The organism is Paraburkholderia sp. JPY419 (assembly GCF_050435705.1).
In the GTDB taxonomy this organism is placed as follows: domain Bacteria; phylum Pseudomonadota; class Gammaproteobacteria; order Burkholderiales; family Burkholderiaceae; genus Paraburkholderia; species Paraburkholderia youngii.
In genome coordinates this window covers 3,684,780-3,709,776 of sequence record NZ_JBNDKV010000002.1, presented here as the reverse complement: position 1 = coordinate 3,709,776, position 24,997 = coordinate 3,684,780, and the positions used below count along the sequence as shown (strand labels likewise).

The 24,997-nt window shown below is 66.4% G+C and carries 22 protein-coding genes; 9 read left to right on the top strand and 13 right to left on the bottom strand.

The genetic code is table 11. The features are described from left to right. Positions 1 to 59: 59 nt before the first annotated feature. Entirely contained in the window at positions 60 to 989 is a 930-nt protein-coding gene (locus QFZ91_RS23180) for a LysR family transcriptional regulator (protein WP_429568548.1), read from the top strand. 18 nt (positions 990 to 1,007) lie between these two features. On the opposite strand, the gene phnX is transcribed toward QFZ91_RS23180, so the two are convergent. Both phnX and QFZ91_RS23170 read right to left on the bottom strand, forming a co-directional pair. Continuing rightward, positions 1,008 to 1,811, bottom strand: coding sequence for a phosphonoacetaldehyde hydrolase (gene phnX, locus QFZ91_RS23175; RefSeq protein ID WP_184227146.1), 804 nt, complete (start codon positions 1,809 to 1,811; stop codon positions 1,008 to 1,010). Positions 1,812 to 1,859: 48 nt separating this feature from the next. Continuing rightward, the gene (locus QFZ91_RS23170) at positions 1,860 to 3,113 is read right to left on the bottom strand and encodes a 2-aminoethylphosphonate--pyruvate transaminase (protein WP_429568547.1); all 1,254 of its coding nucleotides are present in this window, start codon (positions 3,111 to 3,113) and stop codon (positions 1,860 to 1,862) included. A 118-nt stretch (positions 3,114 to 3,231) separates the two neighbouring features. Between QFZ91_RS23170 and QFZ91_RS23165 the strand changes: the two genes are divergently transcribed. Further along, a complete protein-coding gene (locus QFZ91_RS23165; protein ID WP_429568546.1) occupies positions 3,232 to 4,131 on the top strand; it encodes a LysR substrate-binding domain-containing protein in 900 nt (299 codons plus the stop codon). Positions 4,132 to 4,245: 114 nt separating this feature from the next. Here QFZ91_RS23165 and QFZ91_RS23160 read toward each other — a convergent pair whose 3' ends face one another. Next, positions 4,246 to 4,992, bottom strand: a complete 747-nt coding sequence (locus tag QFZ91_RS23160) for a glucose 1-dehydrogenase (protein WP_429568545.1) — start codon at positions 4,990 to 4,992, stop codon at positions 4,246 to 4,248. A gap of 701 nt (positions 4,993 to 5,693) precedes the next feature. Between QFZ91_RS23160 and QFZ91_RS23155 the strand changes: the two genes are divergently transcribed. Continuing rightward, complete coding sequence (locus QFZ91_RS23155; protein ID WP_176108421.1) at positions 5,694 to 6,581, top strand: LysR family transcriptional regulator; 888 nt, start codon at positions 5,694 to 5,696, stop codon at positions 6,579 to 6,581. A 35-nt stretch (positions 6,582 to 6,616) separates the two neighbouring features. Here QFZ91_RS23155 and QFZ91_RS23150 read toward each other — a convergent pair whose 3' ends face one another. From QFZ91_RS23150 to QFZ91_RS23140, 3 genes are all read right to left on the bottom strand, one after another. After that, positions 6,617 to 6,988, bottom strand: a complete 372-nt coding sequence (locus tag QFZ91_RS23150; protein ID WP_176108420.1) for a copper resistance CopC family protein — start codon at positions 6,986 to 6,988, stop codon at positions 6,617 to 6,619. Positions 6,989 to 7,007: 19 nt separating this feature from the next. Continuing rightward, positions 7,008 to 7,940 carry a hypothetical protein gene (locus tag QFZ91_RS23145; RefSeq protein ID WP_429568544.1) on the bottom strand — a complete coding sequence of 311 codons (933 nt, stop codon included), beginning with the start codon at positions 7,938 to 7,940 and terminating at the stop codon, positions 7,008 to 7,010. Positions 7,941 to 8,047: 107 nt separating this feature from the next. Further along, on the bottom strand, positions 8,048 to 8,506 hold the full coding sequence (locus QFZ91_RS23140) for a DUF2946 domain-containing protein (protein ID WP_429568543.1): 459 nt from the start codon (positions 8,504 to 8,506) through the stop codon (positions 8,048 to 8,050). Between the two features lie 206 nt (positions 8,507 to 8,712). On the opposite strand from QFZ91_RS23140, the gene QFZ91_RS23135 reads away from it, so the two are divergent. Continuing rightward, positions 8,713 to 10,062: a TAXI family TRAP transporter solute-binding subunit gene (locus QFZ91_RS23135; protein ID WP_429568542.1), complete on the top strand. Its 1,350-nt coding sequence runs from the start codon at positions 8,713 to 8,715 to the stop codon at positions 10,060 to 10,062. 33 nt (positions 10,063 to 10,095) lie between these two features. On the opposite strand, the gene QFZ91_RS23130 is transcribed toward QFZ91_RS23135, so the two are convergent. The 3 genes from QFZ91_RS23130 to QFZ91_RS23120 all read right to left on the bottom strand — a co-directional run bounded on the left by QFZ91_RS23130 (position 10,096) and on the right by QFZ91_RS23120 (position 13,122). Further along, positions 10,096 to 11,007 carry a ProQ/FINO family protein gene (locus QFZ91_RS23130; RefSeq protein WP_429568541.1) on the bottom strand — a complete coding sequence of 304 codons (912 nt, stop codon included), beginning with the start codon at positions 11,005 to 11,007 and terminating at the stop codon, positions 10,096 to 10,098. 91 nt (positions 11,008 to 11,098) lie between these two features. Next, on the bottom strand, positions 11,099 to 12,463 hold the full coding sequence (locus tag QFZ91_RS23125; RefSeq protein ID WP_429568540.1) for an ATP-binding protein: 1,365 nt from the start codon (positions 12,461 to 12,463) through the stop codon (positions 11,099 to 11,101). Beyond that, complete coding sequence (locus QFZ91_RS23120; RefSeq protein ID WP_018434619.1) at positions 12,460 to 13,122, bottom strand: response regulator; 663 nt, start codon at positions 13,120 to 13,122, stop codon at positions 12,460 to 12,462. Before QFZ91_RS23120 ends, QFZ91_RS23125 begins: the two co-directional genes overlap by 4 nt. A 221-nt stretch (positions 13,123 to 13,343) precedes the next feature. Between QFZ91_RS23120 and QFZ91_RS23115 the strand changes: the two genes are divergently transcribed. The 3 genes from QFZ91_RS23115 to QFZ91_RS23105 are packed head-to-tail and all read left to right on the top strand — an operon-like array spanning position 13,344 to position 18,926. After that, complete coding sequence (locus tag QFZ91_RS23115; RefSeq protein ID WP_429568539.1) at positions 13,344 to 14,756, top strand: TolC family protein; 1,413 nt, start codon at positions 13,344 to 13,346, stop codon at positions 14,754 to 14,756. After that, entirely contained in the window at positions 14,746 to 15,870 is a 1,125-nt protein-coding gene (locus tag QFZ91_RS23110; RefSeq protein ID WP_429568538.1) for an efflux RND transporter periplasmic adaptor subunit, read from the top strand. The genes QFZ91_RS23115 and QFZ91_RS23110 overlap by 11 nt, the downstream gene beginning before the upstream one ends. Continuing rightward, the gene (locus QFZ91_RS23105) at positions 15,867 to 18,926 is read left to right on the top strand and encodes an efflux RND transporter permease subunit (RefSeq protein WP_368718155.1); all 3,060 of its coding nucleotides are present in this window, start codon (positions 15,867 to 15,869) and stop codon (positions 18,924 to 18,926) included. The genes QFZ91_RS23110 and QFZ91_RS23105 overlap by 4 nt, the downstream gene beginning before the upstream one ends. Positions 18,927 to 18,964: 38 nt before the next feature. Here QFZ91_RS23105 and hpnK read toward each other — a convergent pair whose 3' ends face one another. From hpnK to QFZ91_RS23090, 3 genes are read right to left on the bottom strand one after another with little or no spacing between them, the layout of a single operon-like run. After that, positions 18,965 to 19,798: a hopanoid biosynthesis-associated protein HpnK gene (gene hpnK / locus QFZ91_RS23100; RefSeq protein WP_176108410.1), complete on the bottom strand. Its 834-nt coding sequence runs from the start codon at positions 19,796 to 19,798 to the stop codon at positions 18,965 to 18,967. Then, on the bottom strand, positions 19,795 to 21,060 hold the full coding sequence (gene hpnI / locus QFZ91_RS23095; protein WP_429568537.1) for a bacteriohopanetetrol glucosamine biosynthesis glycosyltransferase HpnI: 1,266 nt from the start codon (positions 21,058 to 21,060) through the stop codon (positions 19,795 to 19,797). The genes hpnK and hpnI overlap by 4 nt, the downstream gene beginning before the upstream one ends. A 19-nt stretch (positions 21,061 to 21,079) precedes the next feature. Next, entirely contained in the window at positions 21,080 to 21,430 is a 351-nt protein-coding gene (locus QFZ91_RS23090; RefSeq protein ID WP_176108408.1) for a hypothetical protein, read from the bottom strand. A gap of 381 nt (positions 21,431 to 21,811) precedes the next feature. On the opposite strand from QFZ91_RS23090, the gene QFZ91_RS23085 reads away from it, so the two are divergent. Continuing rightward, the gene (locus QFZ91_RS23085; RefSeq protein ID WP_176125991.1) at positions 21,812 to 22,471 is read left to right on the top strand and encodes a response regulator; all 660 of its coding nucleotides are present in this window, start codon (positions 21,812 to 21,814) and stop codon (positions 22,469 to 22,471) included. Continuing rightward, positions 22,468 to 23,871 (top strand): ATP-binding protein, encoded by a 1,404-nt coding sequence (locus tag QFZ91_RS23080; protein ID WP_429568536.1) that lies wholly within the window; start codon positions 22,468 to 22,470, stop codon positions 23,869 to 23,871. The genes QFZ91_RS23085 and QFZ91_RS23080 overlap by 4 nt, the downstream gene beginning before the upstream one ends. A gap of 60 nt (positions 23,872 to 23,931) precedes the next feature. On the opposite strand, the gene QFZ91_RS23075 is transcribed toward QFZ91_RS23080, so the two are convergent. Beyond that, the gene (locus QFZ91_RS23075) at positions 23,932 to 24,993 is read right to left on the bottom strand and encodes a lysylphosphatidylglycerol synthase domain-containing protein (RefSeq protein ID WP_176384821.1); all 1,062 of its coding nucleotides are present in this window, start codon (positions 24,991 to 24,993) and stop codon (positions 23,932 to 23,934) included. Between the last annotated feature and the right edge of the window lie 4 nt (positions 24,994 to 24,997).

Genomic DNA, 24,997 nt, shown 5'->3' with positions numbered 1-24,997 from the left:
AGCATCGGCGCGAACCCGGCCTCGCGGTGCGCAACAACAAAGACGTTTCTTGCACTCAGATGATCAATCTTTTTCAGGCCATGCAGGCTTTCGTCAAGGTCGCCGACGTCGGCAGCTTCGCGCAGGCCGCCGCGCAACTGAACGTGTCGACATCGGTCGTCACGCGCCATGTGTCGGGCCTCGAACAGCATCTCGGCATTCGGCTGTTTCAGCGCACCACGCGCAAGGTCGTGCTGACCGAGGCCGGGGCGCAATACGCGGACGGTTGCCGCGTGTTGCTCGCCGAACTGGAGGAAGTGGAATCGCGCGCGACCACGGCGTCGCGCGAAGTGGCCGGCGACTTGCGCATCGTCGCGCTCGGCAGTTTTTCGCTGTTTCGGCTGACGCCGCTGTTCGCCGAATATCAGGCGCGCTTTCCGCAGGTGAACCTGCGCGTCACGCTGACGGAAAAACGCGTCGATCTGCTCGAAGGGGGCTTCGATGTCGGCATCGTGACCGAGCATATGATCCGCTCGGAGTCGCTGGTGGTGCGGCGTCTGATCAACTCGCACGCGGTGCCGGTGGCCGCGGCCGCGTATCTGGCGCAGGCCGGTCATCCGCAAACGCCGGCCGAGCTGGAGAGGCATCGGCTGATCGCCGCGCCGTTCGACACGACCGGCCCGATGTGGATCTTCCGCAAGGGGGACGGTGACGCCGACCGCACAAGCGCGGGCGGCGACGACAGTGGCGAGAGCATCGCGATCGATGCCTCGTTCACGGTCAACAGCATGATCATGCAGAAGCAGGCCGCGCTCGGCGCTATGGGCATCGCGCTGCTGCCGCTCGAAATGGTCGAGGACGAACTGCGCGCCGGCACGCTGGTGCGCGTGCTCGATGGCTATGCGGTGCTCAATGGCGACGTGGCCGTGTCGCTGGTGTACCCGAGCCGCGAGTTCGTGCCGCGCAAGGTGCGCGAGTTCATCGATCTCGCGGTCGGTTTCTTCAAGTGACGTTGTCGGGCTGACGCTTCAAGGCCGCTCGCCGCGCGCGAGCCGCGCGTCGATGTCGTACACGACCGGCATCAGATCCGCGACGCTGTCGATTACGTAATGCGCGCCCGCCGCCTTCAACCGGGTCGTCGCGGCGGTGCGGCGCGCGGCGAATTCGTCGGCCGGCAGCGCCTTCACCTCGGCCTCGCTCATGCCGAACGCGTTGCCGCTCACCGCGACGCCGACCGCCCAGGTGCCGCCGTTGATGCCCTCTTCGATGCCGACCTCGGTGTCGTCGACCTTGATCGCCTCTTTCGCGCGCCATACGCCGAGCTGCGGCAGCGTCCGGTAGATCATGTACGGCGACGGCCGTCCTTCCGGCGTATCGCCGGTGCACACGATGCTGTCAGGCGAGAAGCCCTGTGCGGCCGCGCCCGGCACGATTTCGTCGATGATCTCGCGGGTATAGCCGGTGGTCGTGCCGATGCGGATAGCGTCGTGACGCAGTGCGCTCGCGACTTCGGCGACGCCCGGGATCACCGCGCTATAGCTCGCCGCGACCGCGATGTTCTTCGGCACGAACACGTCGTACACGGCGTCGATATCCGCGTCGGTCGGTGTATGGCCGTGACGCTCGGCCCAAGCCTGCGCGACGCGCGGCAGCGCCATCAGCGCCGCGATATGCGGCCGCTTCGCCATGCCCATCGGGCCGCGTGCTTCGTCGATCGTGATCGGCACGCCGAACTGCTCGAAGGTCTCGACGAAGGCGCCCATCGGCGCGCGTGAACCGTAGTCGACCACCGTGCCGGCCCAATCGAAAATCACTGCCTTCACATATTTCATCTGCTTGAATCCCCGGAAATTCGAATGTATTGGGTTTGCCGTCGCGGCTCAGGCCGCCTGGGCGAGCGCCTTGCGTTCGTCGAGCGCGGCCGGCGGCGGCGCCGCGTGCGTGACGCCCATCATGCGCAGCGCTTGCGCGCAGGCCTCGACCACGCGACGCATCACCTGCTCGTCGACCTGGCCGATGCAGCCGATGCGGAAACTGTCGACCACCGTCAGCTTGCCCGGATAGATGATGAAGCCCTGCTCCTTCATCAGTTCATAGAAGCGCGCGAATTCGAACGACGGATGCGCGGGCGAGAAAAACGTCACGATGATCGGCGAGCGCCAGTGCGCGCTGAGCAATGGCTCGAAGCCGAGCTCGTGCATGCCGGCCACCAGCACGTCGCGATTGTTCGCGTAGCGCGCGAGCCGCGCGGGCTGCCCGCCTTCGAGCCTGAACAGCCGCAGCGCCTCGAGGAACGCAGCCACCGTATGCGTGGGCGGCGTGAAGCGCCACTGGCCCGTACGATTCATCACGTCCCATTGATCGTAGAGATCGAGCGCGAGCGAATGGCTGCGGCCCTTCGCTTCGGAGAGCGCGCTCTTGCGCGCGATCACGAAGCCGAAACCCGGCACGCCCTCGATGCACTTGTTCGCCGACGACACGAACGCCTCGCACGCGATCTGCCGCACGTCGAGCGGCACCGCGCCGAAGGCGCTCATCGAATCGATCAGCAGCTTGCGGCCATGCTTCGCGACCGCGGCCGCAATCTCTTCGAGCGGATTGAGGATGCCGGAACTCGTTTCGCAATGGATCGCGACTACGTGCGTGATCGACCGATCGGCGGCCAGCATGCGCTCGACTTCGACGCCGCGCGGCGGCAGGTAGTCGCCCTTGTCGAGCAGCGTGCAGACACGGCCGAGGTAGCCGAGCGTGGTCGCCGCGCGCTTGCCGTACGCGCCGTTCGCGAGCACGAGCGCATGGCCGTCGCGCGGAATCAGGCTGCCGAGCATCGCTTCGACGCAGTAGCTGCCGCTGCCCTGCAGCGGCACGCAGTCGTACTCCCCGGCGGTGTCGCCGGCGATTTCGAGCAGGCTCGCGCGCAACTGAGCGGTCATCGCGCGGAAGTCGCCGTCCCATGAGCCCCAGTCGCGCAGCATCGCCTGTTTCGTCGAGAGCGCCGTGGTCAGCGGACCCGGTGTCAACAGGTAAGGCTCGCCGCGAGCCGACGCCGCGCAGGATGTCGTGCCACCGGTGACCGATGTTGCCGCGGCCGCAACGCTCAATGCCGCCGCCGAACCGCCGATCGCGCTTTCCATGTCGGGTACTCCGATATCGCTATGTCGATACCTCACACGATATAGAAACGCTGTCCATCGGTAAAATCGATATAATCGATGACGGTATCGTAAAAACTTATCAGACGGCGAGGCACACATGCAGTACGCGCAATTGCGGGCGTTTCATGCGGTCGCTGAACATGGCGGTTTTTCTAAAGCGGCACAGGCGTTGTCGTTGACGCAGCCGGCGGTGTCGGACCATGTGCGGCGCCTCGAACAGGATTACGGCGTCAAGCTGTTCGAGCGCGGGCCGCGCGGCGTGGAGACGACCGAACTCGGGCTGCGCCTGTTCAGCGTGACGCGGCATATGCTCAGCTGCGAGCGTGATGCGCGTCAGTTGCTCGAATCGGCGGGCGGGCTGGAGTCGGGTTCGCTATCGCTCGCGGCCGATGCGCCCGATCTCGCCGTCGCGCTGATCGGCGCGTTTCGCCAGCGGCATCCGGGCATCGTCGTCACGCTGTCGATCGCCAATGCGGCCGAGTGCATGCAGCGCGTGCTGTCGAGTGCGGTCGACGCGGCGATCACGGCCGCGCCGCAAGTGCATAGCCGCCTGCGGTCGCGCGTGTTGCGGCGCGATCCGCTGGTCGCGATGGTGCCGGCCAGCTATGCGGCCGCGAAGAAGCGCCGCCTCAGCTACGCGGAGCTCGTCGAACAGCCGATGATCTTCCGCGAGCCGCAATCGGTCACCCAACAACTGCTCGAAATCGAGCTCGTGCGCGAGTCGCTGCAGGTCGAGCCGGTCATGTACGTGGATGGCCGCGAGGCGCTCGAGGAAGCGGTCGCGCAGGGAATCGGGGTCGGCGTGATTGCGCGCGCCGAGTTCAACGAGTCGCGGCGCATCCGGATGGTGCCGCTCGTCGACTGCCGCGTGCAGATGATCGAATCGCTGACGCGGCTCGCCGAGCGGCCGGGTTCGAATCTGCTCGACGCTTTTTTTGCGGTGGAATTGCCGGGAGCGGAAACCGAGGTCTCGGTCGGCGAGGTTCCACGCGCGTAGCTCGCGCGCCGTCGCTGCAACAGGCGGCGCGGCCGCCGTGCTACCGGCCGCGCCATCCGTTATCGCACTCGATCTGAAGAGCGGGTTGCCGTAAGCGTTGGCAACCCGTCGGACTCAACGCGCGCCGCCGCTCGCGATCAGGCTCTCGCCCGTCAACCAGCGCGCGTCGTCCGAAGCCAGGAACGTGACGACATCGGCGATATCGTCGGGTTGGCCGATACGGCCGAGCGGCGTCGTGCTGATCGCCCACGTTTCGAACTCCGAGCCCATCACGCCGGCGGTGTGCGCGCCTTCGGTTTCGACCACGCCCGGATTCACCGAATTCACGCGGATCTTGCGCGGACCGAGTTCCTTCGCGAGCACGCCGGTGATCGCATCGACCGCGCCCTTGGTCGCCGTGTAGACCGCGGTGGTCGCCGGTGTGATGCGGGTCACGACCGAGCTCACGTTGACGATGCTGCCGCCTTCGCCCAGATGTTTGGCCGCCGCCTGCGTCACCAGCAGCAGACCCAGCACATTCACATCGAACTGCTTATGAAAATGCGCTTCGGTGATCTCTTCGAGCGTCGCAAATTCGTAGACACCCGAGTTGTTGACGAGAACGTCGAGCCGGCCATAGGTTTCGATCGCCGTATCGATGATGCCCTTCGCGTCCGCGGCCTTCGACACGTCGCCGCCAACCGCGACCGCCTTGCCGCCCGCCGCGGTGATATCGGCGACCACCTTGTCGGCGCCCGCGCGGCTCGACGCATAGTTCACCACGACCGACGCGCCTTGCGCCGCCAATGCCTTCGCAATCGCCGCACCGATGCCTTTCGATGCACCCGTTACAACCGCTACCTTGCCTGTGAGCTTGCTCATCATCGTGTCCTTTCAATGGTTCGCGCCGGCATGCCTCGCGAGAAGTCACGAGGTCCACGCCGCTAAAAGCTGGAAATGCAGTGGCGCTGTCACAGGTCGTAAATTTAGGCATCGCGTGAGTTCGGATAAAGCGGCTCGAGGCGAATTGACACGCCGCTTCCGACGAACAATCGATTGGAAGCGGATTTCGTTGGATATGTTTACGCGGGGCTTACGAAGATTTCGGGCAGTACGCGTTGATCTGGTTCGCGATGTATCGCGTATCAGATCGATGCATGAGACTCCTACGAGTAGACGCCACGATCAGGCGCTACACACTGGAAGCGCTTTATTCACTGCGCTTTTTATTCAATGCTTGCGCAGCAGCGCGATCTGCGCCGCCACGCTCGCGAGCACCGCGAGCGCACCGAGCGTATCGAGAATAATGGACCACATGATCTCCCTCCTCCGCTATCTGCTGCCTCGACGTCATTTAAACGAATGCGCGCGGTATTGATTGAACGTCGAGGCCGAGCAGACAGATAAAGAACCAGCGACGAAAATTCGCCGAGCCCCTACAGATAGGGTTTGACGGTGCTGTTGCTATCATTCGTTGCCGCCGCGCAGCGCTCCTGCGGGAGCACAGAGCCGTAAACGGACATTCAGCGCGCGACATTCCAACACCAACCCGATCGCCGACGCATCATACCTCTGAGGCATGCATGGAATTTCGCCAACTTCGCTACTTCATCGCGGTCGCCGAGGAGATGAACATCACGCGGGCGGCCAATCGTCTGCATATGACGCAACCGCCGCTGTCGCGGCAGATCCAGCAGATCGAGGAAGACGTCGGCCTGCCGCTGTTCGAGCGCGGCTCGCGACCGTTGCGGCTCACCGAAGCCGGCCGCATTTTCTACACCCAGGCGAAACGTCTGATCGATGAAGCCGACGAGCTCGCGCCGCTCACGCGCCGGCTCGCACAACTCGCGGAGCGCATCGTGATCGGCTTCGTGCCGTCTACGCTGTATGGCGCGCTGCCCGCGGTGATACGCTCGTTTCGCGAGGCCGCGCCGCATATCGAGCTATCGCTGATCGAGATGTTCACACTCGAGCAGTTGGCCGCGCTCAAAGGCGGCCGCATCGACGTCGGCTTCGGTCGCCTGCGCTTCGATGATGCGCAACTCGCGCGCGAAGTGCTGGTCGAGGAACGGATGATCGCGGCGTTGCCGCAGGACCATCCGCTCGCACGGCAAAAGAAGCCGCTGACGCTCGCCGCGCTCGCCGAGGAAACGCTGATCGTCTATCCAAGCACGCCGCGGCCGAGCTACGCGGACCAGCAGATCTCGGCGATGCACGATCAGGCGCTGGAGCCGAAGGCGATTCACGAAGTGCGCGAGTTGCAGACCGCGCTCGGTCTGGTCGCCGCGCAGGTCGGCGTGTGTCTCGTGCCGGAGAGCGTCGAGGGCTTGCGCGCGCACGGCGTCGCGTACCGGCCGATTCCGTCGGCAAGCGCCGCGTCGCCGATCATCATGAGCCGGCGCCTGCAGGACGAATCGCCCGCGACGATGCTGATGTGCTCGCTCGCGCGGCAGTTGTTCAAGCGGGTTTGAGCGCCGCCTGCGCGAGCACGGCGCATCGTACCGCCCTACTTCACATCGAAGCCATAGTCCCCATGCGTTCGATGCCCGTCCGACGCCACCGCGACCCAATGCACGGTGTAGTGTCCGGCCGCAAGCGTCGGCAGCGGCAGCGTCATCACCGCGGGTTGCCGCGCATCCACCGATGACTTCTGCGTGCCGACCTGCTTGCCGCTCGCATCGGTGACGCTCAGCGAGCTGAACGCCGGTTCGAGCGGCCCGTCGAAGGTCACCTTGACCTGCGCGGGCGCGGCCACCGATGCGCCCGCGCCCGGCTCCTGCTTCTGCGGAAACACATGCGCGAGTGCCGCGCTCGCGAACGTCACACCGGCGATCAGTGCCGCCAGGCGCATTGCGTGATATTCGAAGCTGTTCATCATCGTTTTTCTCCTGCACTACTCATGGGAACAGCGGCTTGCCGAGCGTAGTCGGCGCAATGTCGTCGAAGAACACATGCGCCTGCACCAGAATGCCGACGTGCGAGCCGCTCGCACGGTTGATCGGAATCTGTGCCTCGACGCCGAACTGTCCGTAGCGATTGATCCAGATAAAGCCCGGATTGACCGTGCCGGTCGTCTGCCCCTGGCTGCGCGACAGCGGGACCTCGACGAGCGGGATCAGGTTCGAGAACGGCTGCGGCAGACCCGCGTCGTGCACGTGCTGCTGCAGATACGGCAGGCTGTACTGCACGGTGAAGCCGTAGTTGAACGCGTTCGGCTGACCCGCGCCGGTGTTGAGCGCGGGGGCCGCCTCGGCCGTGATCGCGACCGGGCGCAGATACGCGAGCGAATCGGGCAGATCGCCCATGCCCTTGCCGATGTAGACGGTCGGCGAGATCGTCGAGAAGTTGTCGGCGATCGCTCGACTGCCGGTGCCGCCGAGCTCCGCAGTGACGCCGATCGACGTCATCAGCTCGTGCGGCTCGTTCACGTACAGCAGGTACTTGAGGCCGACGCCGAAGTTGTTGAAGCCGGCCGCGCGCGGGTTGTTCTGGAGCACGTACGCGCCGTCGATCGACACGGCCAGGCGCGGCGTAATCAGCTTGTCGTACTCGAAGCTGAACGTGTTGATGCTCTGGTCGCCGTTGTCGCCGGGCACGCGCTGATGGCCGTACTCGAGGTTGGCTTCGTCGCCGACGCCGGGGTCGTCGACCGCGAGCGTCGCCGGGAAGACGCGGTTGCCGGCGATCGCGTGCGCCTGCGCGATGGACGGCGCGGTGATCAGGCCTACGACGCCGCACGCGGCGTAAGCGGTGTAGGCGACATAGGTGGCGGCCGCGATGAGCGGCGCCGCGCGCGGCGGACGGCCACCGCGCGTTGCTGATGTGTGCATGAGTGCATCCTGTCTGTTCGGTGATGACGAGGCCGGCGCGCGCCGTCGAACGGACGCGCGCGAGCAAGCGCGATGCACGTAGGCGCATCGCGTCGTAAGGATTCGGATCAGGAAGCGGAAGGCGGGGCGCGGGGCTGCGCGAAGGTCAGCGGTTCGACACGGCGCACGCTGTTATCGCGCGTCACGGCCGTGTGCTGGCGCGCGCGGACCGCGGCGACGAACAGCATGCCGACGCTCGGCATCACCGGCAGATGCGCGAGCAGGCTGCAATAGCCGCAGGCATCGCCGGACATCTGCGCGTGCTTGTCCGTGGGATTGCCGGTGTCGTCGGTGTTGTCTGGCGGGTTGGCGATGGCCTGGGTGGGCTCGGGCGTGTCGTCCTGCATCCGCATGCCCGGCATCGACGCCATGTCGTCCATCGACGCCATCTGGCAATGCTCACGCATCATCGCGTCGGCATGGCGATGGGCGGAGAGCGTCTGCGAGATCGTCGGCGCGAGCGTCGCCAGCAGGATCGCGAGCGATCCCAGCCAGCTGCCGATCTTCCGATACCGACGATTCAACATGCGCCCAGCGACACTCCGCGAGTTGTGAAGTCCACTACTGCCAGACCGCGATTTGCGGCAAATTATGCCATGTACACGTTATTCGCCGGCCGCGGGCGGCAGGCTCCGTCGAGCGCCGCGCGCCCGGTCGATAGAACGAACCGCTACGGCAAAGCCACCGCGCACAGGCGACAATGCCTGCTCCCGGCTTCAAGCACGGAGTATTCATGAAAGCGCAGCGTCCGCGTCCTCCGCACTTTTCCGCCGAACTTACGCGCGCCGAATGGCGCGAGCACCTGCTGCCCTACTTCATCACGGCGCTGCTGATCGCGTTCGCGATCGTGCTGATCGTCTGGATCGCCAATCCGGCGCCGCCGCGCACGATCACGATCAGCGCCGGCCCGCGCGACAGCTCGTTCGTCGTCACTGCGAACCAGTACCGCAAGATCCTCGCGCGCAACGGCATCCGCCTGAACGTGCTCGAATCCGATGGGTCCGTGCAGAACCTGCAGCGGCTGCTGGACCCGAAGCAGCAAGTCGATATCGCGTTCGTGCAAGGCGGGGTGGCCCAGGGGCTGGATACGTCGTCGCTAGTGTCGCTCGGCAGCGTGTTCTATGTGCCGATCGTGGTGTTCTATCGTGGCGCGGCGCTCACGCAACTGGCGCAGCTCGAAGGCAAGCGGATCGCGGTCGGCCGCAAAGGCAGCGGCACGCGGCTGCTCGCGCTGCAACTGCTCGCGGCGAACGGCATCGAGCCAGGCGGCGCCACGACGCTGGTGCCGAGCGACGGTCTGCAGGCCGCCACGCAGCTAGTCGCCGGCGAGGTCGACGCGGCGCTTCTGAGCGGCGACTCGGCGACGCGCGGCCTGATGCTGCGGCTGTTGCGCGTACCCGGCATTTCGGTGATGAATTTCGACGAAGCCAGCGCCTATACGCGCGTGTTTCCGTTTCTCGACCAGATCGACCTGCCGCCCGGCGTGCTCGACCTGAAGCGGCGCATTCCGCCCGAGACCGTGCATCTGATCAGTCCGACGGTCGAACTCGTCGCGCGCAGCACGCTGCATCCGGCGATCTCGGATCTGCTGATCGAGGCGGCGCAGGAAGTACATGGCGCCGCGGGCCTGTTGCAGCACGCCGGCCAGTTCCCGACACCGGTCGAGCACGAATACCGGATCAGCGAGGATGCGCAGCGCTATTACCGGACCGGCAAGGGCTTTTTGTATCGGACGCTGCCGTTCTGGCTCGCGAGCATCGGCGATCGCACGCTGGTCTTGCTGTTGCCGATCGCCGTGCTGCTGTTGCCCGCGATGCGGGTGATTCCGGCGCTGTACCGGTGGCGGGTGCGCTCGCGCATCTATCGCTATTACGGTTCGCTGATTGCGATCGAGCGGCACGCGCTCGCCGGCGCAACCGACGAGGAGCGCACACAGCTCCTAGGACAACTGGACGAGATCGAGGCGGCGCTGAACCACCTGCGCATGCCGTTAGCGTATGCGGATGCGTTTTATGTGCTGCGGGAGCACGTGGGATTCGTGCGCAGCCGGCTGACGGCTGCGCCGCACGTCATGGCCTCGTGAGCGAGGCCGCGACGGATTATGCCAGGCTTAGGCTTAGGCTTGGGAGGGAGTGGAAGCTTGCGTCTCGTGTTGGGCGCTGGTTTGCGCCTGGGCGTCTCCGCTGCCGGCGGCATTCGGTGCTACCCCTTCCGGCGTTGCAGCAGCGGCATCCGCTTGCGGAACCGCCTGTTCCGCGACCGCCGCTGCGACTGCTTCGGCCTGCGGCTCGTCGGCGGTCGCCTTCCCGGACGGTGACGGTGTACCGGCATCGGTCGGAGCACTCGCGCTTGCCGTCGCCGCGGCGGCCTTCTGTGCGCCCTTCGCCGCGCGATGCGCGAGCAGACGCTGCGCACCGGCCGCTTCCTGCGCCGTGACCTTGCCAGCTTCGACGCCCGCCAGATCGACGCGCGCGGCGCCTTCGACGAGGCTCTTCCAGTAGCGCCCGCCACGGCACCACGTCTTGATCGCGTCGCGCAGCTCGGCTTCGGTCAGCGACAGCTCCTTCGCATGCACGACGAGATCTTCGAAAACGCCGATCTTCAGCGGCAGCTTCGGGGCCGGATTCTTCGGGAAAGCGATCGGGAAATGCTTTTGCAGACGACCGATCGAGCGCACCACCGGGTCCACCGGCTTGGCCTCCACCGCCGCCGGCCTGGCGGGCGCGGCGCCCTCGGGTGAGGCGTGGCGCGGCTGCGGGCGGCCGGGTCGCGTGCCCGGCTTGCCGTCCGGCCGACCACCGGCCTTCGGGGCCGGCTTTCCGCCGGGCCGGCCACCGGACTTCGTGCCCGGATTGGCGCCACGCTCGGCGTTAGAGCCAGGATGTGCCCCAGGATTTGAAGCGGGCTTGCCAGCGGACTTCGAAGCGGGGCGCGCAGCCGATTTGCGATCGGGCTTGCCGGCGCCCTCAGCGGCGGCTCGCGCCGCGGCCAGTTGCTTCTTCAGTTCAGCGAGTTGTTCGAAACCCATAGTGCACAACCAATCTGTCGATCTGTAAAAATGAGATTGTAGCAGCGTGCGCCTATATGCTTGTGACAACCGCTAGCCGCAATGACGATCGTTAATTCGCGGCCGTGACGGGCGCATCGGCGGCGGGCGCGTGCAGCCCGGTGACCGACACCCGCAAGCCCGGCGCGCCGACATTGTTGCGCAGCGACAGCCCGAGCTGATGCCGCTCGGCGATCCGCGCGACGATCGCGAGACCGAGCCCGCTGCCCTCGCCCTTCGACTCCTCGCCGCGATAGAAACGGTCGAACACGCGTTCGAGCTCCGCCTCCGGAATCCCCGAGCCGCTGTCGACGACCTCGAAGCCAACCCGCTCGCCCGTGCGCCGCAGCACCACGTCGACACGGCCGCCCCGCGGCGTATGACGAATCGCGTTGTTGATCAGATTCCCCAACAACACGCTGATACTGTGCGGCTCGGCGAGCACCGTGTAGGCGTCGTTCGGTGTGCGCGCCTGTTCGCATTCGAGGCCGAGATCGATCTCGCGCAGCTCCGCGAGCACGGAACAATCGCTGACCGCCTGCTCGCCGATGCGGCGCAGGCTGACCGGCACCGTCGACGTGACCGGCTGCGCGTCTTCGCGCGCCAGCGTCAGCAATTGCTGCACGAGGTGGATGATCCGGTTCACCCGATTTTCGACACGCTCGAGCGTCTGCCCCTCGCCGCTCAGCGAGCCATCGCGCGACGCCGCCTGCAGTTGCAGCTTCAGCGCCGCGAGCGGCGAGCGCAGCTCATGCGCGGCATCGGCGATGAACGTGCGCTGCGCCTGCGACGCCGTATGCAGCCGTTGCAGCAGATCGTTCAGCGCTTCGACGAGCGGCCGGATTTCGACCGGCATGTTGCCGTCGAGCCGCAGCGGTTCGAGCGAATCGATCGAACGCGTCGCGAGCGCGCGCGACAGCCCGCCGATCGGCGCGAGCCCGCGCGCGACCACCAGCAGCACCAGCGCGATCGTCACCGGCAGCAGCACGCCGAGCGGCCACAGCGTGTGCAGCGCAAGATGCAGCGCGAGATCCTCGCGCACCGATACGGGCTGCGCGACCTGCACGTAGCGGTCCGGCTGCGCGACGCCGAAGACGCGCCAGTGATACTCGCCGCGCGGTACCGTGTGGAAGCCCGGCGCCAGACGCTCGAACATCGGCGTCTGCGCGGAGTGATAGACGAGCGTGCCGCTCTGGTCCCAGATCTCGATGACGATGCGGTCGTCGGCCAGATCGCCGAGGTCGGGGGCGCGACGCTCGCGCAGGCCAGCGCCGCTCAGCGACGACGGCAGCGACAGCGCGACCGTGCGCAGTTCGTAGTCGAACAGCTCGCTCGCCTCGCGCCGCGCGGTATGGAAGATCGCGAAAGCTGCGACCATCGAGGTCGCCGCCATGCCGAAGATCAGCCAGCCGAGCAGCCAGCGGCGAATCGACGTCATCCGCACCTCTTCAGGCGGTAGCCGACCCCGCGCACGGTCACGACCTGGTCCGCGCCGATCTTGCGCCGCAGACTGTGCACATGCACTTCGATCGTGTTGCTGCCGACTTCTTCGCCCCAGCCGTACAGCTTTTCTTCGAGCTCGGCCTTGGTGAACACGCGGGTCGGCTCCTCGATCAGCGCCTGCAGCAGCGCGAATTCTCGCGGCACGAGCGGCAGCGGCACGCCGTCCTTGGTGACTTCATGCGCGGCGGGGTCGAGCGTCAGTTCGCCGTGGCTGTAGACCGGCTGCTTCTGGCCGGTGCGCCGGCGCAGCAGCGCGCGAATGCGCGCGGCCAGTTCGTCGAGATCGAACGGCTTGATCAGGTAGTCGTCGGCGCCGGCGTCGAGACCGCGGATGCGTTCGTCGATCGCGTCGCGCGCGGTCAGGATGATGACCGGCGCCGCGCCGCCGTTGCGGCGATACGCGTTCAGCACGTCGATGCCGTCTTTTTTCGGCAGGCCGAGGTCGAGCAGTACGAGGTCGTACACGCCGTTATCTAGCGACAGTTCCGCCGCGCGGCCGTCCTCGGCCCAGTCGATCGCGTAGCCGGCGCGGCGCATCGCGCCCAGCACCGATTCCGCGATCATGTCGTCGTCTTCGACCAATAGCAGGCGCATGGTCTCTCCCCTCCTTGCTGCGGTTTTAGCCGCCGCATTATCGGCCCCGGCAGCTTAACGAAGCCTTACGGGTACTGATGACGGCGCCGATTTCGCGCGGCTCGGGTCAGGCGATTCGACGTTAAGCCTGTCTTAAGCGCGCGCTTCGGAAAATTGGCTCCCATTGCGAGGCCTCGTTCGCGAGTCGCTCGCCCCTTCCGATGATTCGCAGGAGCCGGATTTTGCCTGATTTCCATCCCGTGACGGCGCTGCGTCGGCGCGCGCTGATGCCGTTGTGCGCGCTGCTGATGAGCGGCTGCGCGACCTATCACCGCGAACCGCTCGCGCCGCAGGTCACCTCGACGTCCGCGCGATCGCTCGAACGGATCCGCATCGATCCCGCGAGCATGCCGCTGCCCGAGTTGGCCACGCATCGGTTCGATCCCGCCGACGGGCTCGACATCGACGAAGTCGCGATGCTCGCGGTCGCCAACAACCCCGATCTGAAGCTGGCCCGCGACGATCTCGGCATCGCCCGCGCGCAGGCTTATTCGGCGGGTCTGCTGCCCGATCCGCAACTGAGCGTGTCGAGCGATTATCCGGGCGCGGCCGGCACCACGCGCGCGTTCAATTATGGCCTCAGCATCGACGTGATGGCGATCGTGCTGCGCAGCGCGAACAAACAGTCCGCCGACGCGACGCTGGCGAAGACCGATCTCGGCCTTCTGTGGCAGGAATGGCAGGTGGTCGCGCAGGCGCGCCAGCTGTTCGTGAAGAGCTGCTTTCAGCAGCGCACGCTGCCGCTGTTGCAACAGCAACGCGAACTCGCGCGCACCCGTTACGAGCGCATGGCCGCGGCGCGCGCGGACGGCAATCTGACCGACGATACGCTCACCGCCGCGCTCATCGCTTACAGCGACGCGCGCAAGCAGTACACGGACGCCGAGCGCGCGGCCGCGCAAACCCATCACGATCTGAACGCTCTGCTGGGTCTCGCGCCCGACGTGCAATTGCAGTTGCAGGCAGGCCACGACGACGAAGTCGCACCGCTTTCCGACGCCACGCTCGACTCAGCGCTCGCCGAGCTCGCGCACCGCCGCCCCGACCTGATCGCGCTACAGGCCGGCTACGAAGCGCAGGAGCAGAAATACCGCGCGGCGATTCTGAGCCAGTTCCCGAGTCTGTCGGTCGGTTTCGTGCGGGCGCGCGACACCTCGAACATCTACACGAGCGGCTTTCAGATCAACCTGAGTCTGCCGATCTTCAACCGCAATCAGGGCAATGTCGCGATCGAAAAAGCGACCCGTCAACGGCTGCGCGACGAGTACCAGACCCGCCTGAACCAGGCGTATGCGGACGTCGCCCGGCTGCGCGAGGACAGCGCGATTCTCGCGCGGCAGTTGCAGCAGACCGAAGCCGCATTACCCGGCGTCGAGCGCTCCGCGCGCGAAGCCGCGGCGGCCTACGCCGAACACAACCTCGCGCTCGGCGCGTACACCGACGCGCAAAGCGCCGCGCTCGCGAAACGCATCGACGTCGCGACGCTGCGCGAAGCGCTCGACGAACAACGCGTCGGCTTGCAGGCGCTGCTCGGCAGCGCGATTCCCGACGCTTTCACTCCCGCTCAAACTTTCATCGACACTCATGCGAAATAGCCTGTTTCCATCGCGGTACGGATGGCCGCGTGTTGCGGCCGTCGCCGCGCCGCTGGTTTGCGCGGTCCTGCTGTACGCAGCAGTCCATCCGGTTCGTGCGGACGACAACCCCGCCAGCGAAACTCAACCGTCGGTCGCGGTGCAGACCGTGCACGTGCAGCGCGCCGCGATCGCGCAGCCGGTGCGCGGCTTCGGGATCGTCGCGACCACCGCGTCGAACCTGACGACGATCAACCTGCCCTATGTATCGCGTATCGCACAGATGCGCGTGCAGGCGGGCGAGACCGTCAAGCGCGGCACGCCACTGTTCGTCGTCCAGGCCGATCCTGCTGCGGTGCTTGCCGCCACTCAGGCGAGAAGCGCGCTGACGCTCGCGCAAGGCGAACTCGCGCGGACCCGGTCGCTGTTCGACCAAGGTCTCGCGACGCAATCGCAGTTCGCGAGCGCGAGCAAGGCCGTCGACGATGCGCGCGAAGCGCTCGCCGCGCAGACTCAGAGCGGCATCGCGAGCGGCAACAAGGTCGTGACCGCGCCGTTCGACGGCGTGGTGCTGCAGCTGTCGGCGGCACAGGGCGACCAGGTGCAGGCTGGCGCGGCGATTCTGCAACTCGCGAGTGGCGCGAGCCGTGATGCGCGCGCAAACGTGATGCTCGGCGTCGAGCCCACCGACGCCGCAGCGATCCATCCCGGCGATGCCGTTACGCTGCACGGCCTGTCCGCGGCACTCGCGCAGACGTCGATCGAGGGCCGTGTGGTGCTCGTCGGTGCCGCGATCGATCCGCAATCGCAACTGGTCAACATCGGCGCGACGGTACCGCTCGCGCAGACGCCGTTCATCCCCGGCACACGCGTTTCTGGCGACATCGCGACCCGCACGGGCACGCACTGGATCGTGCCGCGCGCGGCCGTGCTGCGGGATGGGCAGCATGCGTACGTGTTCCAGATCACGCCGCAAAACAAGGCGCATCGCGTCGCAGTGAGCATCGCGATCGAAAACGGCGAGCGCTACGGCGTCGATGGCCCGCTCGACCCCATGCTCGGCGTCGTGACGAGCGGCAACTACGAGCTGAAGGACGGCATGGCGGTCCGCGCCGCGGGAGATGGCGCGCGATGAACTTCGGCCAATGGATGCAGACGCATCGCCGCTCGCTGCTGTTCGTCATCGCGTTGCTCGCGATTGCCGGCGTGTTGAGCGCGTTCCGTCTGCCGATCTCGCTGTTTCCGAACGTCGCGTTTCCGCGCGCGGTCGTCTCGCTCGACGCGGGCGACCGCCCCGCCGAGCAGATGACGACGCTCGTCACGATGCCGGTCGAAGAAGCGCTGCGCCGCGTGCCGAACGTGCGCGACGTCAATTCGACGACGAGCCGTGGCGCCGCGGAGATCTCGCTGAACTTCGACTGGGGCACCGACATGGCGCAGGCGACGCTGCAGGCTCAATCGGCGATCAGCGAAATTCTCGCGACGCTGCCGCCCGGCACGACGATGCAGGTGCGGCGCATGGACCCGACCGTGTTTCCGGTGCTCGCGTACAGCCTCACGTCGAAGCAGCAGTCGCTGTCCGCGCTGCGCGATCTCGCGCAGTTCCAGATGCGGCCGCTGCTGTCGTCGGTGGAAGGCGTCGCGCGCGTCGAGGTGACCGGCGGCGCCGAGGACGAGTTCGAGGTCGCGGTCGATCCCGCCCGCCTCGCCGCGTACAAGCTGTCGCTCGCCGATGTATCGAAGGCGATCGGCGCGAGCAACGTGCTGATGGCAAACGGCCGCATCGAGGATCACGACAAGCTGTACCTCGTCGTCACCAACTCGACGATCACGCAGCTCGACGAACTGCGCAACGTGGTCGTGGCCGCCAACGGCAATGCGAACGGCGCGCAGATCCGTCTCGGCGACGTCGCGATGGTGCGCCAGGGCGTCGTGCCGCAATGGATGCGCGTCACCGCCGATGGTCAGGATGCGGTGCTCCTGAACGTGTATCAGCAGCCCGGCGCCAACAGCGTCGCGATGGCACGCGCGATCCGCGCGAAGATTGCCGCGTTCCAGCCGCAGATGCCCGCGGGCGTGCATCTGTCGAACTGGTACGACCAGAGCGAACTCGTGATCGCGTCGGCCACCAGCGTGCGCGACGCGATCATGATCGGCATCGTGCTCGCGGCGTTGACGCTGTTCTTCTTCCTGCGCAACTGGAAGATCACCGCGATCGCGGTCGCGCTGGTGCCGGTCGTGATGGCCGCGACGATCCTGCTGCTCGACGTGTTCGGCATGGGCTTCAACATCATGACGCTGGGCGGTATGGCGGCCGCGGTCGGCCTCGTGATCGACGACGCGATCGTGATGATCGAGCACATCGTGCGGCGCATGCGTGAAGCCGGCGCGCGCGCGTTCCATGGCCGCGTGATGGCCGCGGCGCTCGAATTCACACGGCCGCTCGCGGGTTCGTCGGCGGCAACGCTGATCATCTTCGTGCCGCTCGCGTTTCTGTCGGGTGTGACGGGAGCCTTTTTCAAGGCGCTGTCGCTGACGATGGCGAGCGCGCTGTTCATTTCGTTCCTCGTCACGTGGCTCGCGGTGCCGATCCTTTGCGACCACTGGCTGAAGCCCAAAGACGCCGAGGAGCACCAGGAAACCCGTTTCGCCGCATGGCTGAACCGGCGCTATGCGGTGACGATCGGCCGCGTGATCGCACGGCCGCCGCTCGTGCTGCTCGGCGTCGTGCCGTTGATCGTCGTCGCGGCGTTCGCATTCACCCGCGTCGGCAGCGGCTTCATGCCGAGCATGGACGAAGGCGGCTTCGTGCTCGACTATCACACGCAACCGGGCACGTCGATCACCGAAACGGACCGGCTGATGAAGCAGATCGAGCAGATCGTGCGCGCGAATCCGAACGTCGCGACCTACTCGCGCCGCACCGGCGCGGGCCTCGGCGGCGATCTGAACGAGCCGAACAAGGGCGACTTCTTCGTGCGGCTCAAGTCCGGCAAGCGCGAGCCGATCGACACCGTGATGGAGGAAATCCGCTCGCAGATCGAAACCCAGGTGCCGGGCGTCAGCATCGAGCTCGCGCAGCTGATGGAAGACCTGATCGGCGATCTGACCGCGGTGCCGCAGCCGGTGCAGATCAAGATCTTCTCCGACGACCCGCACACGCTCGACACCACCGCGCGCAAGGTCGCCGCGCGCATCGGCCAGATCCAGGGCATCGTCGACGTGAACGACGGCATCAACCCGGCCGGCGACGCGATCGAGCTGCACATCCTGCCCGCCGCGGCCGCGGCCGAAGGCATGGACCCGCAGGCGATCGCGCAGGCCGTCACCGACATGCTCGAAGGCAATGTCGCGACGCAGTTCCAGAGCGGCCCGAAAACGGTCGGCGTGCGCGTGCGCGTGAACGGCGCGCGCCAGATGACCGATACGCAACTCGGTCAGTTACAGATTCGCGCGCCGGACGGGCATCTGTTCGCGCTGAAGCGCGTCGCCGATCGTGTGACCGTCACGGGTCAACCGGAAATCAGCCGTTCGAATCTGAAGCGGATGGTCGCGGTCACTGCGCGCATCGACGGGCGCGACCTCGGCTCGACGATCGCCGACGTGCAGAAGGCGCTCGGCGACGCGAACCTGCTGCCGTCGGGCGTCTATTACGAGCTCGGCGGTCTGTACCAGCAACAGCAGATCGCCTTCAAGGGGCTCTTGACCGTGTTCGGCGCCGCGATCGCGCTGGTGTTCGGCCTGCTGCTGTTCCTGTACGAACGCCTGCGTGTCGCGCTCGCGGTGCTGGCAATGCCGCTCTTCGCTGCCGGCGCGGTGTTCATCGGCCTTTGGATCACCGGCATCGAGTTGAATATCTCGGCGATGATGGGCATGACGATGATCATCGGCATCGTGACGGAAGTTGCCATCTTTTACGTATCCGAATTGCAGGCGCTGGTGCGCGACGACGAAATGCCGTTCGACGACGCGTTGCAGGCCGCCGGCCGCAATCGTCTGCGGCCGATCGCGATGACGACGATCGCCGCGATCCTCGCGCTGTTGCCGCTCGCGTTCGCGCTGGGGCAAGGCTCGGCGATGCAGCAACCGCTCGCGATCGCGATCATTTCCGGACTGATCGTGCAGTTGCCGCTCGTGCTGTTGCTGCTGCCGGCGTTGCTGAAGCTATTGATGAAAAAACAGCCGGTGTGAGCGCGGCTCAGGTTTTCCGCGTTTCGCGAAGCATGACGCTACGCAAGCACATCCGCGAACCCGCCGACTCGCGCGCCGAGCGCGCGGATCGCGGCGGCCACCTTTGGCGACAACAGCGCCTGCAACTCGTCGGCATGCCGGTAGTCGTGCATGCCCTCGCTCAGCGCGTCACCGGCCAGCGCCGGATGACAATAGATTTCGCCGACGCCATGCGGCAGATTCGCGAGCGCGGCGAGCCAGCTCGCCTCGTCCATGCGCCCGCTCGCCGCAATGCCGACCACGTAGTCGTTGTGCGCGATCCCCGCGCGCTCGAGCCGCGTCTTCACGTGCGCGACCCACGGCCGCAGCCACAGCGGCGCGTTCGCTTCGAACGGCAGACGCATCGCCTTCATGCCGTAGTCGCGGCCGATGTCGAGGATCAGGCCGAGCACGGTCGGATGCAGATGAAAATGCTTGTGCGTGTTCACGTGGTCGAGCCTTAGGCCGGTCGCGGCGAAGGCTTCGAATTGCGCGCGGATTTCGTAGGCGAGTTGCCGGCGCACGTGCGGCAGAAAGAAGAAGCGCACGCCGTCGCGCACCATGTTGCTGCCGAAGCGGCCGTTCTCGTCGAGCAGCGCGGCGACCTGCTCGCGCGGCGCCAGCGCGGCGCCGTCGGCCAGCACCAGATGCAGGCCCACGCGCAGTTCCGGCAGCGTATGCGCGCGCGCAACCGCGTCTTCGGCGGCCGGCGCGCCGACCATCAGACTCGCCGCGCGCAGCACACCGTTGCGGTGCGCGCGCTCGACCGCGAAATTGACGCGCTGATGCAGGCCGAAATCGTCGGCGGTGATGATCAGTCCGCGCGGCTGGGCCGGTTTGCCGCGCGCTATCACGTGAGGCTGTCCAGCCGGCCGCTGCGCTCGGCGGACGGCGTGCCGAGCCGCATGCGCTCGCCGCGCCACACGACGTGCGAACCGAACGCGCTGACGAGCCACTGGAGCGCGAGCAGCGTATCGCGCAACGGCACCAGCGGCAGATCGCGCCAGAACGTGCGCGCACGGCGCGCCGCACGCAAATGCAGCAGCAGGCGCGCACCAACGCAGAGCGCGGTCGCCGACGCGCTCGCGACCACCGCCGCGAACGGCGCGTGAGCACAGGTTGCGAGCGACACCGTCAGCCCTGCGCTCGTCAACAGCCACGGTGTGGGGAATGTGATCAGCAGCGACACGAAACCCGGCGGATTGACCGAGCGGATCGTGCGCAGCCAGCGCGTTTCGCGCTGCCACAGCGCCGCGAAGGTCGGCTCGATCACGTCGGTGGCGACCATCACCCGCGACAGCACCGTTTGCAGACCGAGAGCGCGCACGTGCTCGGCGAGCCAGTAGTCGTCGGCGAGGCAGTTTTTCAGCGCCTCGAAGCCGCCGATGCGCTCCAGCGTCGCGCGCCGCAACGCGAGGGTCGCGCCGAAACCGAAGCGGCGCGAGCCCATCGCATGGGCGACCCGCACCGACGGCGCGAACCACTCGTTGATGAACAGCGCACCGACGCGCGGCCAGAAGCCGCCGACACCGCGCGCGACGTACAGGCACGTGACCACGCCGACGCTCGGGTCCGCTAGCGGCGCGGCGACGCTGTCGAGATAGTCGGAGTCGACCGCGATGTCGCTGTCGGCGATCACGATCACGTCGTGGCGAGCGCGTGCGGCCATGTTGATCAGGTTGCTGACTTTCAGATTGCTGCCGTGTACGCGCGTGTCGATCGCGAGCTCGATGTCGCACTTAGGATAGGCGGCCTGCAAGCGGCGCACCACCGCGATGGCGGGATCGTGCGGCGACGACACGCCCAGCACCAGCTGAAAAAGCTGATGCCGCTGCTCGCAGAAGGTCCGGAGATTCTCGTAGAGACGCGGCTCGGCGCCGCACAGCGGCTTCAGCACGCTGACACCGACCTGCGCGAACGGCCCGCCTGGTCCATCGGACGAACCCACTAGCGAACCGCCGTACGCGCCATTGACCGCCCTGCCGCCATGATGGTTCGATTTATGGCGCGCGGTGAAAAACGGCATGGCGAGCGCGGCGGCTACCGTGTAGATGGAAGCGCTAACGCAGCCGGCCAACAGAAGCCATTGACATGCAATCAACGCGTGGGCCGCCATCGTGTGTCGTCCGTATCCGTCAGTGCTCGGCCAGCACGAACGGTTGCCCCGTTAGCCGGAGGTGAAGCACGACGAGCCACCGGCGTGGACAGTTCGCTGAGATCACGGCGGGCCATGCGCCGCGAGCAGCGCGAATCGCGTAGTCGCGCCGCACCGCGAGCTCGAAGGCGACCTCGGAGAATTCGCGCGCAATCACCACGCCGCCGATGATCAGCGCGAGCGCGAACAGCCTGAACGATGCTGAAGCGAAAAAAGCGTCAGAGACCGGCAGTACAGGCAGCGCGATGCACAGCAGCGCTTCGGTGCCTGCGGCGGTCAGAGACGCGACTAGCAAATGGGCTCGTAGCATGTCGATGGTGACTCGCTTCATAACGTGCCTCGTGCGGGGCCTTGCAGCCTGACCGGATGCTGGCATTGGGCGGGACTCGTCGATACCGTCCATTGACGCTATCGACCAGCATAAAGAATGCCTCGCGCGTCGCTCCATCGAAGTCCTTACGATCAGGTTGCGATGGCCTGACGAACCTGGTCTCGCACATGCATCACGATCTGCGACGACCATTTTATAGCGCGTCGATGGTATCGATTCAAGCTGAAGGAAACCTTAAGCATCCCCATGGCATAAAGCGGCTAACGAACGGCGTGGTTACACTTCGAAACACCGGCGGATTGTTCGTATAGACGCATCAATGCCGCTTGCATAAAAATGCAGGACGTTATGCAATAAATCCTCACATGGAATATTTGCCTCATGCGCTTACTCCTCGTAGAAGACGACGAGCTCATCGGCTGCGGTGTGGAAGCGGGCCTTCGCCAGGCCGGCTTCACGGTCGACTGGGCACGCGACGGCCACAAGGCCGGCCTCGCGCTCGACACGACTCAATATGCATTGGTGGTACTCGACCTCGGCCTGCCACGCGTGAGCGGCACGGAGCTGCTCAAACGCATGCGCGACGCCGGCAATGACGTGCCGGTGCTGGTGTTGACCGCGAAAGGCACGGTCGTCGATCGTGTCGGCGGTCTCGAAGCGGGCGCCGACGACTATCTCGGCAAGCCGTTCGATCTCACCGAGCTGGTCGCGCGGTGTCGCGCGCTGTTGCGCCGCGCACAAGGTCGCAGTATCGATCTGATTCGTTACCAGAATCTGACAGTGAATCCGGCCGCGCAAACAGTGCAGATCGACGAGGCGCGCGTGCCGCTTACATCGCGCGAATGGGCGATTCTGCTGCAACTGCTGACCAATCTCGGCATTCCGCAGTCGCGCTCGCGGCTCGAAGAAAGCCTGTACGGCTGGCAGGAAGAAATCGAAAGCAATGCGATCGAGGTCCATGTGTCGAACCTGCGCAAGAAGCTCGGCGCAAATCTGATCAAGACCGTGCGCAACATCGGCTATGTGATGGAGAAAGAATGATCGGTCCGTCGATCCGGCGGCGCCTCGTTCTGCTGGTGCTGGCGAGCATCGCGCTCGTCTGGGGCGGCGCGCTCGTGTCGAGCTACCGGCAGGCGACGCGCGAAGTCGGCCTATGGGAGCAAGCCCGCCTCGCCGAACTCGCGCAGATGCTCGCGCTGCTCGATTCGGCCAATCTGATGACGCTCGCGAATGCGCGCATCGACCTGCGCGAAGAAGAGCGAAACGGCGAAGCCGGCGCGAACAACTACGATGACGACGACACCCTGCCGCGCGATGCGCTTTTCCAGGTGCGCTCGGCCGACGGCGTCGTGCTGGCAGGCAGCCCGCAACTGCACGCGCTGGCCGCGTGGGATTTGCCGTTGCCGCCGGCGAGCGGCTCGCAAGACGTGATGCTGGTCGGCGAGCTCTATCACTCGTTCACGTTGCGCGAGACCGTGCTCGGTCACAGCGTGCGCGTGTTCGAGCAGGCCAATACCCGCAGCGACCTGGTGAGCGAAATCGCGAGCCGCATCGCACGGCCCACGCTGATCGCGCTGCCGGTGCTCGCGGTGCTCGTGTGGTTCAGCATCGGCTGGAGCCTCGCGCCGCTGAAGGTGCTATCGGCCGCGCTCAGTTCTCGCGACATCAACCGCATGGAACCGGTCGGCATCGGCCGCACGCCGCTCGAGGTGCGCCCGCTCGTCGATGCGATCAACCAGATGCTCGCGCGTCTGCAGCATGCGCTCGAACTCGAGCGCGCCTTCACCGCCGATGCCGCGCACGAACTGAAGACGCCGCTCGCCGCGATCAAGGTGCAGGCGCAGGTTGCGCTCGCGGAGCCCGACATCGGGCTGCAGCGGCTCGCGATGGAGCGCGTCGTGCAAGGCGTCGATCGCAGCGCCCGGCTCGCCGAGCAGTTGCTGCTGCTCGCGCGGCTCGACGTGCAGGAGAAGCTGCCCACCGAGCCGGTGAAGCCGGCCGCGATCGCGAGAGATACGCTGCTCGCGAATCGGCGTAATGCGCAGCAAAAGCACATCAACGTGATGCTGGTCGGCGACATGCTCGCCGAGATCGATGCGGAGCCGGTGCTGATCGGCATCCTGCTCGACAATCTGCTCGACAACGCGATCAAGTATGGACGTACCGGGGGCAATATCGAAGTCGCGGTGCGCCATGCTGACGAGCACGTGCAGCTGAGCGTGCGGGACGACGGTCCCGGCGTCGAGCCAGACGATCTCGCGCGCCTCACGAACCGCTTTTTCCGCGCGACCGGCAATCAGGCGACCGGCAGCGGCTTGGGGTTGTCGATCGTTGCGCGGATCGCCGAGCATTTCGGCGCGAGTCTGCAGCTAGGCGCGGGAATCGGGGGCCACGGGCTGGCGGTGCGGGTGTCGTTTCCGGCCTATCGCGCGCCGCGCTGACGGCGCGCGGCATGCGCGTCGAAGACGCGAGCGGGAAGCGGGAAACCGCGCGCTGATCGCTCAGCGCCGCTCGCCGCCGCGGTTCACGTCAGCGACGCCCGAACGCTGTTTGGCCAGCCCGGCACGCACCCCGTGCGGCGCGGCATGCGGCCGCGCGCTGCCGGACGCCTCGAACAACTGCCACGCGATCAGGCCCGGCACGAACACCAGCAGATCGCGAATGCGCCGCGCGGCCGCGAGCGCAAGACAGGTGGCGGGATCGAGCCCGAGCGCGCCGCCAATCAGTACGAAGGCGCCCTCCTGCACGCCGAGACCGCCCGGCACGAAGAACGCGGCACTGCTGACCGCCTGGATCAGCGATTCGATCACGATCGCCTCGACGAGCGTCACGCGCGCGCCGAGGAAATACAGCGCGAGCCAGATTTCCAGCGAGGTCAGCACGCATTGCAGCGGCTGCCAGAAAAACAGATAGCGCAGGACGACCGCGCGGCGTCGCCAGATCACCTTGATCGATTGATCGATCTGCGCGGACTGGCCGACCAGCGCGGTCAGCTTGCCGCTCGTCATATTGTTTGCCACGCGCGTGATGCGCTCGAACGGATTCGCATGCTGCACGAGCCCGAACAGCAATAGCAGCGGCGTCAACGCGACCACGCCCCACGCGAGCTGCCCGGCGAGCCGCAGCGCGCCCGATTGCGCGTTGGCGAACAGAAAGCCGATGCCGACCATCGTGAACATCAGCTGACTGATCAAGGTCAGTTGCATATCGACGATGGTGCTGGCGACCGCTGTCGATGGCCGGACGCCCCAGCGCTTGAACATGCGGAACGCCACGAGTTCGCCGCCGATCCGCGCGACCGGCAGCATGGAGTTGACCGATTCGCGCACCCATACCAGATGCATCATCCTGCCGAAGCTCGGGCGATTCGCGCCGCGAATCAGCGAGCGCCAGTCGCAGGCGTTGGCGACCATTGGCAGCACGTGCGCCAACGCGGCCAGCACGAGGCCCGCGCCGGCCGCGCGCAACGCGCTGAGCACCGCGCGCGGATCTTCGCGCCAGACCAGCCACAAAGAGATCAGCAAACCCGCGAGCGCGGCCGCGCGGCCTAGATGCTTCATCATGCGG